This window comes from Seleniivibrio sp. (assembly GCF_021209385.1).
Classification (GTDB): domain Bacteria; phylum Chrysiogenota; class Deferribacteres; order Deferribacterales; family Geovibrionaceae; genus Seleniivibrio.
This window is the reverse complement of the sequence record NZ_JAJOIL010000022.1, coordinates 1-16,531: the sequence shown is the minus strand read 5'-3', so window position 1 is coordinate 16,531 and position 16,531 is coordinate 1. Positions and strand designations below refer to the sequence as shown.

The 16,531-nt window shown below is 46.4% G+C and carries 12 protein-coding genes and 1 pseudogene; 6 read left to right on the top strand and 7 right to left on the bottom strand.

What is annotated here, in order from left to right; all coding sequences use genetic code 11:
* Position 1: 1 nt before the first annotated feature.
* From LRY47_RS06410 to LRY47_RS06385, 6 genes are all read right to left on the bottom strand, one after another.
* On the bottom strand, positions 2-2,059 hold the full coding sequence (locus tag LRY47_RS06410) for an alpha-amylase/4-alpha-glucanotransferase domain-containing protein (RefSeq protein ID WP_295223549.1): 2,058 nt from the start codon (positions 2,057-2,059) through the stop codon (positions 2-4).
* 103 nt (positions 2,060-2,162) lie between these two features.
* Positions 2,163-4,256, bottom strand: a complete 2,094-nt coding sequence (locus LRY47_RS06405; RefSeq protein WP_295223548.1) for a glycoside hydrolase family 57 protein — start codon at positions 4,254-4,256, stop codon at positions 2,163-2,165.
* Between the two features lies 1 nt (position 4,257).
* Positions 4,258-6,756: a sugar phosphate nucleotidyltransferase gene (locus tag LRY47_RS06400; protein WP_295223546.1), complete on the bottom strand. Its 2,499-nt coding sequence runs from the start codon at positions 6,754-6,756 to the stop codon at positions 4,258-4,260.
* A gap of 21 nt (positions 6,757-6,777) precedes the next feature.
* Entirely contained in the window at positions 6,778-7,137 is a 360-nt protein-coding gene (locus tag LRY47_RS06395) for a response regulator (protein WP_295223544.1), read from the bottom strand.
* An 84-nt stretch (positions 7,138-7,221) separates the two neighbouring features.
* The gene (gene rpe, locus LRY47_RS06390; RefSeq protein WP_295223542.1) at positions 7,222-7,863 is read right to left on the bottom strand and encodes a ribulose-phosphate 3-epimerase; all 642 of its coding nucleotides are present in this window, start codon (positions 7,861-7,863) and stop codon (positions 7,222-7,224) included.
* An 85-nt stretch (positions 7,864-7,948) separates the two neighbouring features.
* Positions 7,949-8,287 (bottom strand): endonuclease domain-containing protein, encoded by a 339-nt coding sequence (locus LRY47_RS06385; RefSeq protein ID WP_295223656.1) that lies wholly within the window; start codon positions 8,285-8,287, stop codon positions 7,949-7,951.
* Positions 8,288-8,500: 213 nt separating this feature from the next.
* Here LRY47_RS06385 and mltB point away from each other — a divergent pair, with 213 nt between their 5' ends.
* From mltB to LRY47_RS06360, 5 genes are all read left to right on the top strand, one after another.
* Positions 8,501-9,466: a lytic murein transglycosylase B gene (gene mltB / locus LRY47_RS06380; protein WP_295223540.1), complete on the top strand. Its 966-nt coding sequence runs from the start codon at positions 8,501-8,503 to the stop codon at positions 9,464-9,466.
* A 64-nt stretch (positions 9,467-9,530) separates the two neighbouring features.
* Complete coding sequence (gene argB, locus LRY47_RS06375) at positions 9,531-10,409, top strand: acetylglutamate kinase (protein ID WP_366043398.1); 879 nt, start codon at positions 9,531-9,533, stop codon at positions 10,407-10,409.
* Positions 10,406-11,020, top strand: coding sequence for a protein-L-isoaspartate(D-aspartate) O-methyltransferase (locus LRY47_RS06370; protein WP_295223536.1), 615 nt, complete (start codon positions 10,406-10,408; stop codon positions 11,018-11,020). The genes argB and LRY47_RS06370 overlap by 4 nt, the downstream gene beginning before the upstream one ends.
* A gap of 317 nt (positions 11,021-11,337) precedes the next feature.
* Positions 11,338-12,273: a sigma-70 family RNA polymerase sigma factor gene (locus LRY47_RS06365; RefSeq protein ID WP_295223535.1), complete on the top strand. Its 936-nt coding sequence runs from the start codon at positions 11,338-11,340 to the stop codon at positions 12,271-12,273.
* Entirely contained in the window at positions 12,270-13,454 is a 1,185-nt protein-coding gene (locus LRY47_RS06360) for a Xaa-Pro peptidase family protein (protein ID WP_295223534.1), read from the top strand. The genes LRY47_RS06365 and LRY47_RS06360 overlap by 4 nt, the downstream gene beginning before the upstream one ends.
* On the opposite strand, the gene LRY47_RS06355 is transcribed toward LRY47_RS06360, so the two are convergent.
* Positions 13,444-15,339: a 6-hydroxymethylpterin diphosphokinase MptE-like protein gene (locus LRY47_RS06355; RefSeq protein WP_295223533.1), complete on the bottom strand. Its 1,896-nt coding sequence runs from the start codon at positions 15,337-15,339 to the stop codon at positions 13,444-13,446. The two genes, LRY47_RS06360 and LRY47_RS06355, sit on opposite strands and share 11 nt — an antisense overlap.
* A 522-nt stretch (positions 15,340-15,861) precedes the next feature.
* On the opposite strand from LRY47_RS06355, the pseudogene LRY47_RS06350 reads away from it, so the two are divergent.
* A pseudogene (locus LRY47_RS06350) lies at positions 15,862-16,531 on the top strand (flagellin); the annotation flags it as partial.

Here is a 16,531-nt window from a genome sequence, read left to right as displayed (position 1 = left end):
GTCATTCCCCCGACAGAGAGAGCCTGCACTCAAGCTCAAGATGCTTTCTGAACCTTAAAGGAAACAGCAGACATATGCCCTGACGCGTCAGATCCGCGCCGCTTTCGGACTGGGAGACAGTAAACACGGGATACGAATACAGTTTAGCACCTCCGCTCACCTCAAGCAATAGTTTTGAAGGCGTATATTTCTCTGCTAATTCGATTTTCACACAATCAGCGCCTTCTGACTCATCAGGCGTTTTTCCGTTTATCAAAACATTTTCAAGATCATTGAAATGGAAATTCAGCTCCATAACATAATCTAACTCTTCATCAAACTCAGAATCTATATTCAGTTTAAGTTCCAAACCTTTATTAACGAAAGAGAATTGTTTAGTCACGCGGCACTGGAACTTCTGTCCGTATTTATAAAGTCCGCCTTCGCGGGTGAAGGTCAGCTTTGCCTGTGACAATTTCATATCAGCGGGCTGGTTTGCAAAATCCCCCATCTCGCCGAAGCTGACGTTCCTGAACTCTTCCGCATCGAAACGATGTACGAAATGGTCAATGAAACAGTTTTTGTTGTGCCAGTCATAAACCAGATATTCTTTATAAATGTCGCCATCGGTGCGGCTGTCGTTATGTATCGTGCTTATGCCGTCTTCTGCCGCCTCTTCAGCCGGATCTGTTTCTTCCGGCTCCGCAGGGTTCAGCATCTTTTCATGATATGCCTCTTTGCGGCGCGCAAGAGTGTTAAGGAAATTATAACAGTTCGCCTTGTCCTCAACGGAAATAAGCTGTCCGCCGTCAACAGAAACGAACATAAAGTTCAGCTCAGGTGTGCGAACATATGCTTCCTCGTGACCGTCAAAATCGAAATCACCTTTCTCAATAGACGGATAAGAAGTGCCGTCCAGCTCTTCCACCAGTTTTTCGCCCTCGATGATGAAACGGTATGCGTTGTTCCGCAGGTTCGGCAGGTAAAGCCCGCCGAATATCCCGTGCCACAGAACGTCGTTGCACTGCGCTTTGTACAGCGCTTCGTAAAGCCGTGCATCTTTCAGTTTGTCAGCATCTTTAGAAAGTTTCAGCGTCCGCTTATGGATGCGGTTGGATTCCGGATATTTAACCAGGAAATTCTTCCAGATGCCGCCTTTAACAAACACTTTCGCGGTGTCGTCCCTGTGCAGTTTCTCCGTCTCTTTCACAAATTCCGCCATCTTGTTGGTGCGCTCGGAAAAGAGCGACCATTCCCCCATCTCGAAGTATGAAACGGTGGGCAGATAGGCTATCTGCGACGGAGGCACAGTTTCAACCGTATCCTTGAACAGCGCAAATTCGCTGTGTCCGCTCTCTTCAACCGCATCGGCAAAATCATTCAGCCAGCCCTTTTCATAAACCCATTCGTGGGTCTCCGGCCAGAGACCGAATTTCTCGCCGTCGTCAAATATCGTCAGCGATTTACCGCCCTGTTCCGCTATCTCGCCAAGATACCCCACAACCTCTTTCGCAGGTTTGAAAGGTATCATATATCTCAGTTTTTCGCTTATCGGGAATATCAGCATCTCCCGCCCGTCCTGCTCCGTTTTGAAATGCCCATGGAGCATGGATTCATAGAACCCGGCGGCGATGAAGTGGTAATCGTCCACGATGACGTATTCTATGCCGCAATCCGCACAGTCGGGGATTATCGAGCTGTCCCATACGCGTTCAGTCAGCCAGAGACCTTTAGGCGACACTTTGAAATTGTCCTCAATGAAGCCGTTCAGCTTTTTTATCTGTTCCTTGCGGTCGCGCGCCGGTATGGCGGCAAGCACAGGCTCATAGAACCCGCCGGAAAAGAACTCTGTCTGTCCCGCACGATTCGCATCCTGCATCATACCGAAAAGTTTTTCATGGTGATTTTTTATATATTCAAACAGCCAGCCGCTGTAGTGAACGCTCACCTTCATGGCAGGCTTTTTCAGAAGCAGTTCAAAGAAAGGCTGATAGCTCTTCTCAACTGCAATATCCACCACGTTATAAAAATTTTCCACCGGCTGGTGGCAATGTATTCCAAGGTGTAAAGGAAGTTTCATTTATATACTCCAAAAAGGAATGAGACTGCTTCGTCATTCCATTCCTCGCAGAGACAAAAATACGTCTTTGCGAGCGGAGCGAAGCAATCTACTCTTATACAATCTATGCTATCCAGTCCTGACTGCCGTCATGAGCAAGATCAATTTCCACTGTGTTGTACACCGGTGCAGTTTCAATTATGCGTCCGTCGCGGCGCAGGCGGAAAGTGACATACATTTTATCCGATCCGTTGGCATACACCCTCGGCACGGATGCTTCAAAAACCGACTCACAACAGGATGTTTCGCCGTTGTCACCCGAAAATTCATAAACCAGCGGAAAAATAACCGATTTCGTCTCGCCCGCAGTTATCTCCGCCTCAAGTTCGTATCCCAGATTCAGAATATCTCTGAAAGCCCCGTCTATACGAAAGAATATATTATCAGTGTCATAACCGAACCATAGCATATGCAGAACGTTCGACGATGCCGTCATGGCGCCTGCATCAAATTTCAGGTCAAACCGACCTCCGCCCAGCCACTCGAAAAAGCTTGTAACTCTGCCGTCTATAACTGGAGTCATCTCGCCCGCCGGTGTTTTCAGCAGTCCGGTTTTATGACTTTTCTTAATAGGCTGATGAACTTCCGGCGGAACTTTTTCACCAAGCAGAGTGTAAACGTTTGCTATGTGCCTGCGGAAAAGCTTATCGAAAACGTCCGACTGCAAGCTGAAATGGTCGTCGCCGTACCACCAGAACCAGTCCGAACCCTCTGCGGCGTAAAGTTCTTTTTCAACAGCCGCAATATCCTCTGCAGCGTGTGCTTTCGCCGCATATCTTATATAGGCATCGGAGAGTATCCGCCATGCCTCGTTCTTTTCGGGATGCCCCATCCATGTGGTGAAATTCGCGTATATCCACGAACCGGCGCGTATTCTGTCCAGCGGTTCTTCGGGAGTGTCGCACTCCGCCGCCTCGCTCATTGTGAGCGTTTCTACCCAGTTACAGGCGGAAAGCCTTGTATAGAGCAGTTCAAAGAACTTTGAGGCGTTTTCGGGGTAATATTCCCACGCATTCTCACCATCCAGAATAACAGGAACGACGGGCGAAAAATCGCACATATCATAGATTTCAGACAGTTTGGTCATGAAATCGTCCACTGCCTTTTCCGCTTCCCATCCGCTGTAAGTAAAACCAACGAGATCTGAAAGTTCCTTGTCTCTGAAAAAGATGTTTATATTGCCGTCAGGAGTGCTGAACCCGTGACGTTTATAAAGTCTGTGTCTCTGCTGTTTGTCCCGCAGGTCGCGCCCGATGGATGCGGAAAGCACGTCCTCGTCGCTTGCGATCCAGCGTATGCCGCAGTTTCTGAAAAGTTCAGCCGCCTTATTTGAAACGCTCCCCTCCGCAGGCCACATACCTTTGGGAGCAGAGCCGAAAATCTCCTGATAATAGTCAACAGCTGACTGCACATGCACACGGGCATGGGGCGAAAAATCCACCGATATGCTCGGCATAGGGATATCTGGCAGTGCCTCTTTCGCACTTTTCGGGTCGAGCAGAAGCGGCAGAATAGGATGGTAGAAAGGTGTAGCCGAAACCTCTATATTTCCGTTATTCTGCAAATTTTTATAGAGCGGGACTATTGACGCTACAAACTCAGCCAGTTTGTCAATCAGGTGGAGCTTATCATTGTGCAAAAAATCCCTGCCCTTCTTCATAAGTTCCTGAACAAACGGGACATCTTTGCGCGTGAACACGCCGCACCAGCTTATGAGGTACATCACCTCAAGATCCAGAATATCGCTGTCAGAAAAATTCAGTTTTGCGGTCTCGAACAGGGGGGTGTCACCCTTGCGATCATAAAGTTCGCGGTACCTTTTTAGCGGTTTCGCCTGATTCTTATAGTTCGCCATAAAAAGCTGAGGGATAAGAATATTCTTCTCATCCTGCGTAAGCTCGCGAACGTCTTTCAGCATAAGTTTTATGAACGTGTCCGAAACGCCTGCAGACGTATAGTCTGCAAGCTGGACAAGGAGAGAGGGCACAAGATTATATGTGCCCTTTATTCCGGTAAATATTTTGTGATAATACGGAAGCTCATAGTAATCCTTCAGGGCGTGCAGATACACCCACGGCATATGGTACAGCCCGTCAAGGTCATCCTTATAATATGGCTGGTGCATATGCCATAGGAAACACAGCCTGAGTTTCTTCATACTACTCCTGCTCCTGAAGCCATCCGTTTATCTTATCTTTAAATTCGCCGTGCAGACGGTCATATTCCTTTTCGTTCACCGCTTCCACATAAAGGTGGACGTTCGCTGTAAACTGGTCAGGAACCATATGCACCCAGCCTTTGCCTTTGAACATTATCTTAATGCCGTCAAGGAAAGACGCCTCTTTGTCCATAGCCTCTTCGCTTATTTTACGCATCAGATAGCCCTTCATCTCAAGCGGACAGTTGATCACTGTGTGGCTGAAATAATAGTCAGGAATGGTTTTAAGCACATCGCTTATTTTTACGTTGTGCTTTGCCATCATCTCCAGCATCTTGAGCGAGCTGAACATTGCGTCGGCATGTATCCCGTTCTTAATGAATATGAAATTCCGGTTAAGGTCGCCTGTGAAATAGAAATTACGCAGAAACTCCGCCTTTATTCCGCTTCCTTTTCCGCGTGTTATCTCAACGTTCATCAGAGAATCGTCAAGCACTGTGGGTGCGTACGCAGGCAGATAAACCCTGAGTTTGCTCTTTGCGGTAAGGTCGATAAGTTTCAGCATGAACATCAGCGCCTTATCCTCGGAAAGCATTTCGCCTTTGTCGGTTATAACCCCCAGCCGTTCGCCATGAGGATAAACCACAATCCCCAGTTCGGATTCTGTAACTTTGACGATGTCCGACACCTCTCTGAAGCTCATTTCGCTCTGATGCATGGTTCTTGAAAGCTTCTTCTCGTCGCGGTATGCGTTCAGAACAACGGCATCTATCCCCGCCTTATTGAGAAGTTCAGGGAATATCATATCAGTGGTACCGTTCGTAAGATCAGCCACAATCTTGCTTCTGCGGCTTTTCAGGAGCGTGATGTCGATATTTTTCAGCACTCCTTCTTTATAGAATTCGTTGACCATCATCTGATCGTAAATTTCACCTATATCATCCTGCGTTGCCCTGCGGTAATTTTCGCGGAAGAAGATACGTTCAACGTTCTTCTCAGTGTTGCTGTCGATGAGCAGTGCGGAATCGTCATAGAAAAGTATCTCAGTATTTGTCGGATCGGACTGGCACTGGCGGAAATAAACTCCCGCCACCTCGCCGAACATGGACAGCTTGTGTCTCATGATGGGCAAAGGGGTCATGCGCAGTTCCGTAACGTTCACACCTGTTGAAAGCAGACCGCCGAGAAAGCATCTTTTCAGCATTCGCGAGGCTCTGTCATAGTCTCTGGACATCAGCACACGGCATCCCTGAGGAAGCTGACTTCCCAGCGCCGCACCGAGTTTCGCCGCCATATCGGGCGAAAGCTCTACGTTTGTCCTTGCGGACACCTTTCCGCCTTCAAAAATAGATTTCTTCCATTTATCGCCCCAGATGAGGTTGCTGCTGACAATTGAGCCTGCCTCTATCTGCTTTTCCGGCCAGACCATCACGTCTTTTTCAAATATAACCTGATTGCCGACCTCAGTGCCTTCGGCAATGATAACGCCGTGTTCCGCCTTAACGCTTGAACCCAGTTTAACCCTGTCGCAAAGCACAGCATTCATTAGTACACTGCTTTTGCCCGCCAGACAATCGTTCCAGAGGATAGAGTCAGTGATCTTCACCTTCTCTTCCACAATGCTGTTCCTGCCGATCACGGAATCAGTTATCACGGAATCTTTTTTAATGACACAGCCGTCGTCTATAACAACAAGCCCCTCGAAACGGGCAGATTCGTCAATTTCGCAGTTATCGCCTATATAAATATGTGCGGATTTCTCCTCGCGCAGCGTGCCGGAGAAGGGAAGCGTCACCTGCCCTTCCATGATGTCAAGAAGCGCCGCACGGTATGAATCGGGATTGCCAACGTCGCGCCAGTAACCTTTGGCGTTGTAACCGAAAATATCTATCCCGCTCGCCATCAGTTTCGGGAACAGGTCTTTGGAAAAGTCGAAATTTGAATCTTCGGGAATATATTGCAGTATCTCCGGCTCAAAAACGTAGATACCGGTGTTTATCGTATCGCTGAAAACCTCACCCCAGCCCGGCTTTTCGAGGAAACGGAGAATTTTGCTCTCCTTGTCTGTAATGACAACGCCGAACTGCAAAGGGTCGGGAACGGATGTCAGTGTGATGGTTGCAAGGGAGTTTTTGACTTCGTGAAAACCGATTATCTCCTGAATCTTGAAATCGGTTATAAGGTCGCCGCTGACGATTATAAATCTCTCATCAAGGTATTTCTGAGCTTTTTTAACAGCTCCGGCAGTGCCGTAGTCGTCGTCGGGAAGGACATAGTTTATTCTGACGCCGAAATCGGAGCCGTCACCGAAATATCCTTTTATGACATCAGGTTTGAAATAAAGAAGTATGACGATGTCCACTATGCCGGCCGCTTTGAGCGAACCGATGATGTATTCCATCATGGGTCTGTTGAAAACGGGTATCATGGGTTTAGGCATACTTGAAGTGAGCGGCTGGATTCTCGTTCCGAATCCTCCCGCCATAACAACAGCTTTCATAAGAATCACTCCAAAATAAATTTAATTTTTATGCAGTACCTTATTAATTTCTTCGATCAGATTGTCAAACTCAAGAGACTTGACCCAGTATCCGTCGGCAAGCCATGTGGAAAAATCGTCCTGATATGCACTGTATGCAGTGGCGAGTATCACCTTAATCTTGTTTTCGCGTGACGAAAGGTTCTGCAGAATGTCGATACCGCTTTCGCCTTTCAGTTTTATATCAAGCAGCACAAGATCAACGCTGTTTTTCGCAAGGGCGTCGTAACACTCGGCTGAACCTGACGCCTCTATGACTTTGAAACCTCTGTCTTCCAGTTCCGAACGGTAAAGGAGTCTGATTTCCGGTTCATCGTCAACAACAAGTATCGTCACACCCATCATTTTCCTCCGTCATAATTTTAGTTGAATAATTATAACATACGGACAAGCGTTTGTAATGTGATTGAAACGTAAAATCTTTTTTTATATTTTCAGGCTGTTTATCGCTGTTTTATAATCGCTGCTGTTAAACACATAGCTTCCGGCAACGACGCATTCACAGCCCATTTTGGCAAGTCTTTCAATGTTTTGTCCGTTAACGCCGCCGTCAACCTGAATAATAAAATTGAGTTTCCCCTCTTTTTTCATCTGACGCAGCATCATAATCTTACCGTATGTGTTCTCAATGAACTTTTGTCCGCCGAACCCTGGGTTGACGCTCATCAGAAGCACCATATCAACATCAGGCAGTATCTCCTCAATGCTCGCAAGACTTGTCGCGGGATTCAGAGAAACTCCTGCCTTTTTTCCCAGTTCCTTTATGCGGTGTATGGTTCTGTGCAGGTGTACGCACGCTTCCTGATGCACGGTTATATAGTCGCATCCCGCTTCGGCGAAATCTTCGAGATATCTGTCGGGTTTTTCTATCATAAGGTGCGCATCAAATACTTTCTGCGTGGTCTTTCTCAATGCTTTAATGACAGGCGCGCCGAATGTTATGTTCGGAACAAACATTCCGTCCATAACGTCAAGGTGTATCCAGTCGGCTCCGGCACTGTCTATGGCGGCTATCTCCTCGCCGAGTCTTGAAAAATCCGCACTTAATATTGAAGGGGCTACAAGCATATTTTTATCTCCGTTATGACACCCATTTATCCTCAATTACCGAAGGACAAACACCCTCCTTTGACAAAGGAGGGTTGGGGTGGATTTATATTATGTTTTTTATTTCATTGTAAATACAGTTTAAAACGCCATCAATATTTGTTATGACTTCGTTATTATTAAATCTAAGCACTTTCAGACCAAGTGCATTAAGTTTCTCATCCCTAATACAATCTGCTTCCTGAGCCTCTTTTTCATAATGTTGCCCACCATCAACCTCAACCACTATGCATGCTCTGGGGCAATAGAAATCAACAATGTAGTTACCAAGCGTTTTTTGTCTATAAAATTGCACACCAAGAATCTGTTTATTCCTCAAATGCCTCCATATGATTCTTTCGGCATCGGTCATATTTTTTCTCAGTTCCCGTGAGTAACTTTTCAGTTATTTATTGTAATTTTCCACCAGACGCTCTCGAAAGCATAATGTAAATCCCCCTTTATCCCCCTTTTCCAAAGGGGGAAACTGGTACAAAAATTCCAAAAAAACTATTTATTTTAAAACATTCATGCTTTAATACTGTCTATCCGATTATAAACTAAAATAAATAAAAGACCAGAAACTCTTATGAAAAAATACCTGCTATTTCTTTTAACTATGACGCTTTTCGCCCGTTCGGAGGCATTCGAGATCAACAAGGATATCCACGAATTCGCAGCCAACATGGAAAGCTGTTACGGGGTTCCCGCCAGCAAGGTTGAATGGTGGCTGTACGGTACAGACATCAAGGAATTGGCTCTGAACAGAACTGCAAAACCGACAGAGGCAAAACCATGGGGCGAATACAAAAAACTGTTCATCACCGACGACCGTATCCGCGGCGGGCTGGATTTCTATCTTGCTAACGAAGGCGACCTTATCCGTGCGGAACACCAGTTCGGTGTGAGCAGATATGTCATAGCCGCCATCCTCGGCGTGGAGACAAATTACGGAAAATATCAGCTTAAACTGCGTGCGGCGGATATGCTGGCAACACTTGCTTTCAACTCGCCCAACAGAAGCGCGTTCTTCACAAAAGAACTGCAATGGCTTTTCATCATAGCCGACCGAGAGGACGTTGACCCGCTCACATACAAAGGCTCATACGCGGGCGCCATAGGCTATCCTCAGTTCATGCCTTCAAACTTTGACAGCTACGGAGTTGACTTTGACGGGGACGGTAAAACAGACCTTGTGAACTCCATGACGGATGCCATAGGTAGTGTCGCGAAATACCTATCCGGTCACAGATTCATTTTCGGCGAACCCATAGCCGTTCAGGCGGACGTTTCCGGCGACACATGGCAGAAATATGACAGCCGTTCAATGCGCCCTTCAAGACCACTTAAGGAACTGACGGACAACGGCATAATCCCCAGAGGAGATTTCCTGCCGGATACAAAGGCAACACTCTATACCCTTGACGGTGCGGACGGAAAAGAATACTGGATATTCTTCAATAATTTCTATGCTATCTCACGTTATAACCCGCGGGTAAATTATGCTATGGCTGTTTTCTCCCTTTCACAGGAGATAGAGAAAGCGGTTGACTGGGCAAACGACGAAGGCGTTTACGCCGAATAACATTTGTTGATATTATTACTCTTATGTAATATTCTGCCATAAAACCGCACGGAGCATTATTATGATGGAAGAACTTATCAGAAAAGCGGATGTTCTCATCGAATCCCTGCCGTATATCAAAGAATTCTACGGCGAGACAATAGTAATCAAATACGGCGGACACGCAATGGTGGACGACAAGCTGAAATTCAGCTTCGCCCGCGACGTTGTCCTTCTCAAATATATAGGCATAAATCCCGTTGTAATCCACGGCGGGGGTCCCCAGATAGGCGATATGCTGAAAAAGCTGAACATTCCCAGCCATTTCATCTCCGGCATGAGGGTCACCGACAAGGAGACCATGAACGTTGTCGAGATGGTTCTGGCGGGTAAGATAAACAAAGACATCGTAAGCCTCATAAACCGCAACGGCGGCAAAGCTATCGGTCTTTCAGGCAAGGACGGCAACCTCATAACCGCTGAAAAGATGTTCATCAAAGAGGGCGACGACTTCGTGAAAACGCCGGAGATAATCGACCTCGGACACGTCGGCTCAGTTAAATCCGTTGACATAGGCGTACTCAACACCATAGCCAAGGATTTCATCCCCGTCATAGCCCCCGTTGGCATAGGCGAGGACTACGAACCTTATAACATCAACGCAGACCTTGTTGCTGGCGGGATAGCTGCGGCTCTTAAAGCCAGAAAGCTTGTTCTGCTCACAGACGTCGAAGGCGTTCTGGACAAAGAGGGCAAACTCATCTCCACCCTGACACCTGAAAAAATACGGATGCTGAAAAAAGACGGCACCCTTACCGGCGGCATGATACCTAAAATTGACTGCGCTCTGGAAGCCGTTCAGGCGGGCGTTGGCAAATCCCACATAATCGACGGGCGGATCAGCCACTCCGTTCTTCTTGAAATTTTCACCGACTCAGGCATAGGAACACAGATAAGATTATGACAAACATACGGATCCCTGACGAATACTTCACAAACACCGTAGGCCCCAACTGCGAATGGGACAAAAAAGTTATGGAGGCGTTTGCAAAAACTCCCCGTCACAAATTTCTCGACGAAGCAATGTACAAAATGGCATACGTTGACGATGCACTGCCCATCGGTTACGGGCAGACAATCTCAAAACCGTCCACCGTGGCATACATGACAAAAGCTCTTGAGCTTGAAAGCACCCACAAAGTGCTTGAAATAGGCACAGGTTCAGGCTTTCAGGCGGCGGTTCTGGCTCGTCTCTGCGACACTGTCTACACTGTGGAAAGGATAGGTGAACTGCACCGCAGAACCTATCAGATAATAAAGAGAATTCCTCTACGCAACGTGAAAATGAAACTTGAGCCTGTAAAACTCGGCTGGGACGAATACGCTCCTTACGACCGCATCATCTGTACAGCGGAAGGAAAGTCAGTTCCGCAGGAACTTCTTGACCAGCTCGCCGATGGCGGACTGATGCTCATTCCCGTAAACGGCAAGCTTGTGAAAATTACCAAAAATGGTAGCACAATAGCTCAGGAACCCCTGAAACTCTGCTCTTTCGTTGACTTCGTGGGAACATAATAATAACAAAAGTCAAGGAGAATTGCAAAATTCCCTTTTCGTTTATTATTTAGTTCTTTCTTTTTTTTTATAACTCCGTTACAATGTGTTCAGGCGTGCTTTAGATATCATGTGCAGTTTTCTCAAAACTGCCCGGTTTGCACCGCAGGAGACGGGAGTATGGAACACAAAACCATTATCCACAGAACGGCTCGGTTGACATATAGCGGGTGTAAACTGTTCTTAATTCATATTTCAGACATTTGTTGTCCGGAGATCCAAAATAGTCGTGCTTCCCGCACGAAGACCAACTTACCCCCTTTATTTTCGGAGCTGTTATGAACGAAGGCGAAATACTCGAAGACAAGATCGAGGAAGATTTTGACGGCAAGCTTGAAGAGTGCGAAGTCGAAATAGACGTCAAAGTTGATTATTCATCAGACGATCTTGAAGTCTTCAAAATCTACCTCAACGAAATCTCCAAATACCCCGTCCTCTCAAGAGAGGAAGAGGTGGAGCTGTCTCAGGGAATCGAAAAAGGCTGTTCCCAGAGCAAAGAAACAATGATCAAGTGCAACCTGCGTCTCGTTGTGTCAATCGCGAAGAAGTACATCAACCGCGGCATGAACCTTGTCGACCTCGTGGAAGAGGGAAACATCGGTCTGCTGAAAGCTGTTGAAAAATTCGATTACACAAAGGGATTCAAGTTCAGCACCTATGCGACATGGTGGATACGCCAGGCGATTGAACGAGCCATAATCAACCAGTGCCGGATGGTACGCATCCCTGTGCATATGTCAGAGAACATAAGCAAGGTTATGCGCGCGCAGACCGATCTGCAACAGCAGATGGGGCGTGAACCTACCATTCACGAACTTTCCACTGCATGTAAAATGCCGCTTTCAACACTGAAAAAAGTGTTCGATGCCATCAAACAGGACACGTCGCTTGATATGCCCGTCGGCAGTGACGAAAGCAGTACCCTTCACGAGTTCATCACCGATGACGAAAAATACTGCGATCCCTACATGCGCATTGAAAACTCCAGCAAGAAGGACATCATTTTCAAATGGCTGACTTTCCTGTCGGAAAACGAAAAGGTCATAATTGTCCGCCGGTACGGGCTTGCAGGCAACGACCCTGAAACCCTTGAGGCAATCGGCAACGACCTGGGCATAACGCGGGAACGCGTGCGCCAGATAGAAAAATGCGTACTGAACAAAATGCGCAACCTTCTGGCTACAAAAAAGATATCACTTGAGGAGCTGATTTGAACAGGATACCCGCAGACGAATTGAAAGTCAGGATGGCTAACTTCACCGCCAGAATGGACAAGCTTTGTCCGGACTGGGAAACGGCAATGATAGTGAGCAAGATAAACATCTATTACTTCACGGGTACCCAGCAGAACGGAATACTCCTCATCCGCCGCGGAAAAGACGCTGTTTTTTATGTGCGCCGAAGCTTCTACCGTGCGGAACACGAATCGGAATTCGGAAATATCGTAAAGATAAACAGTTTTAAGGACATCGCCGCTGCCGCAGGAAACTGCGGCAGCCGTGTCCATATGGAAAAGGAGTTCGTCCCACTCGCCTATTTCGAGAGGGTGAACAAATATTTCAATTTCAAAGAGACCCTTTCATGCGACCTCGCACTGTCTGTGACCCGTTCAGTCAAAACAAAATATGAACTGAACATCATGCGCATAGCGGGCAGACTTCACGGCAAAACACTCACGGAATTTGTTCCGTCTGTGGTCAGAAAGGGCATAAGCGAGAAGGAACTCGGTTCCGAGATACTTAAATATATGATGGACAACGGACATCAGGGCATAGCAAGACTTGCAATGTTCAACACGGAAATGTTTCTGGGGCAGGTATGTTTCGGCGACAACTCAATGTATTTCAACACGTTCGACGGCCCCGGCGGAGTTCTTGGCATCAGCCCCGCGGCACCGTTCTTCGGCAACGCCGACCGCATCCTTGATGATAACGAACTCATCTTCATTGACATAGGTTGCGGCATTGACGGTTATTATACTGACAAGACACAGGTCTATTCACTCGGCACACTGCCGGACGTAGCGTATGAATACCACGACAGGTGTGTAAAAATACTTGAAGAAACCGTTTCACGACTTAAACCTGGGGCTGTCCCCTCTAAGATATATGAAGAGGTCATGAACGGTATTGACGATGACTTCCTTGAATATTTCATGGGTGTAAAGGACGAACGGGTTAAATTCCTCGGACACGGCATAGGGCTGGTAATCGACGAATACCCTGTGATCGCCAAAGGTTTCGACGAGCCCATCGAAGAGCACAATGTGTTCGCCGTTGAACCCAAAAGAGGTATCCCAGGCATAGGGCTGGTGGGGCTTGAAAACACCTACGTCGTAACGACAGAGGGAGCAGAGTGCATCACCGGATGCACAAAACCCATAATCAGGCTTTGAGGTTCTTTTCCAGATTCTGTTTCAGGATTGAAAGGAGCTGTTCCATCTTGTCGATCAGCTGAATCATCACCATATACATATCCCTGAAAACGTGTGCGGTTTTGAACTGTCTTTTATCCTCGGCAATATCCTCATTCTGGATATTGTTCACCTCGATAAGCGAACGGATGGCGTATGACTGAACATAATGCATCAGAACGTTAAAAAAGTCAGGCGCTTTGAATATCTCGTTCGCATCCTCCATCTTAACCAGCAGTTCCAGTCCTTTTTCAACATCATAGGTCTTGCCATCCTGCGCAGGCATCCAGACATCGGTGAAATATTTATCCGTCAGCGCATGAGCATCTTTAAACACAGTTATTGAACGACGGCATGTATCTAGTCCCTGATTTACTTTATCCAGAACCATACGGCGCTGAGAGTTCTGAATATCATCATCCGGATATTTCAGAGTACCCTCTATTACCCCAAGCGGATTAAAACTTTCGCCTAAGTATTTATCAATTGCCTCGCGGAACGTCATGAGTTTGGTACCGTGTATCTTCGCTCCGCCCTCTGTGGCGTTTATAACCGTAGCTTTCGAGTTTACGACATCTTTGTGGTAATAGTTGAGAAAGGTATTCCAGACCTTTGAAGATCGAACCTGAGGCACATAGTTGCCCTCAACCATTACAGAATTCGCATCGGCATAGCTGAAATTTGCAGTTTCCTTCTCTCCGTATGTACTGCCTGTGGCGTGAGTATTTCCGTCTTCGCCGAAAGCCAGATCCTGCCCTATGAGAATTATAGGGTCACAGCCCATGTATTCAAGAAGTTTAAACGACATGTTACCTGATGATGGTCCTATGTCCAGTATCCCCTTCTCTATACCAAGCCACTTGAACGTGGCAAAATTTCTGTAAACCACTACGCGTTTGCCTTTAAAGTTTGCATATGTCTGCGGGTGGACAACAGGCGTTCCCGCAAAATAAACGTTGTCAAACGCGCTGTCCTCAAAATCCGCAAACAGCTTCGACGTGGCAACAACCCTTTCCAGCGAGCAGACCATGTGAGGTTTCAGACCCCGCCTGTTCAGAACACGAAGAGATGCATCCACACCGACGATTACAGCCTTGTCGTATATTTCATTGAGCAGTTCCACGTTTTTGTTCAAAGAAGGTCCGGTGGCAACTACAACCCCGGGTCTGCCCTTGAACGCATCTTTAAGCTGGTTTATTCCGGGATGTCCGAATATCTCCTCTATATTAAGGAAGGTATGCTCTATCCCTATCATTGAGTCGTGAGGGTCGTTTCCGAAATAATTAAGGAGTTCTTTAACAACGCTCTTCATCGTTCTGACAACATCAATGTAGTATTCCTTGTTCTCGGAAAACGCCACTGGCTGTTCAATAAAATTTATGGTCTTTATAAAGAATTTTGAATCTGTTGCCGTAAGCACGTTTACCATCTGCGTATATATCACAGGCAGCTCTTCGCCAACAAAAAAGAGAGTGTTTCCGTTCTCCAGCATCTCTGAGATATCCACGGTATTAAGAACAAAACGGAACGCATCCACGTTCTTTTCTATTATGACGTGCAGTCCCCCCTGAATGGAGAACATTTTGAACATCGCAAAAACCTGATACATAAAGCCGCATCCGAGAAAAATGTTGAACTGCTTCACCCTCATATTTCTCGACCTGAGATCCTGCTCAACTTCCGCCATAGGATTAAAACCGTTATAAAACAGTCTCCCTGTGGTTTTGTTGCGCATATTAGGCACTACACCCGCACGCTGGGGCAGAACTATCTCATAGTTCGAGTTTTGCGGCAAAGCCGCCACTCTTTGATAAATTTCAGGATATCTTGCCTTCAATGCATTAAGGTTCTTTTCTCTGACATTCATGTGGCTTAGTCTCCGTTTAGAATAGAAAAATAATACCCGCCGCCTGCATGAACCGTCAATAATTTATATTTTTTTGAATTGATGAAAAATAAGCAAAAGTATTTGCTTTAATGTCCGATTACATAACGGTAAAAAATTATTGTGGAGTTTTAGTGTGGTTAAAGTCTTGTAAATTTTGATAAAGCTCGGAACATTTTCTTATCATTATCATCTATGACGAAATAATTACGTCAATTTCTAAAGTTATCAATATTTCTGCCGATACTATTCTCAGTAAAGTTATGAATCCCTGTAAAGCCCCTTGGACAAGGGTTTCGCGGGGAACAGTTTAAAAAAAACGGTACTGAAACAATCAGACCGATGCATCCGTACAACGGAGCATCGGTCTTTTTTGTTTTCACGAGGAGGATTTATCGGCTTGCCAATGGTTATTGAGTTTCTTTAAAAACGGCAATTTTCGACGCACAACAATTTAGTACTGTCGGCACGGACGCCGACACCAAACCAACATGGAGGTATATCATGGCGTTAACAGTATATACTAACGTCAACTCGATGGTTGCGCAAAATTATGTGAACCAGACGAGCAACAACCTTTCCAAAAACCTTGAAAGACTTTCCTCAGGTCTCAGAATCAACAGCGCATCTGACGACGCATCAGGTCTTGCTATTTCTGAGAAACTGCGCGGACAGATTTCAGGTCTCTCAAGGGCATCATCAAACGCTCAGGACGGTATTTCAATGCTTCAGACTGCTGAAGGCGGTCTGGCTACCATTCAGGAAATGACTCAGAGAATGAGAGAACTCGCTGTTCAGGCTTCCAACGGTGTTTACACATCAAACGACCGTTCGGAGATCCAGAAAGAAGTGGATCAGCTTAAAGACGAGATCGACCGCGTTGCTTCATCAACAGAGTTCAACACCAAGAAACTGCTGAACGGTGACGCAACTGCCCTCTGGTCTTCCGACAAAAGCGGCGATATCGACGTAGCCGTTACAGGTAAAGTTGCAGAAGGCAACTATAACCTGAATATTGAAGTTGACCCCGGCAAAAACTACGTCTATAAAACAGACGTTATGACCCTCAGCGACGACGCTGTGGGCGGTGAAATCACTACCGCTGCCGGAACAGACAACACTACAAACGTTGCATCAGTAACAGATATCAAAACTGTTGCAACATCAGGTACAA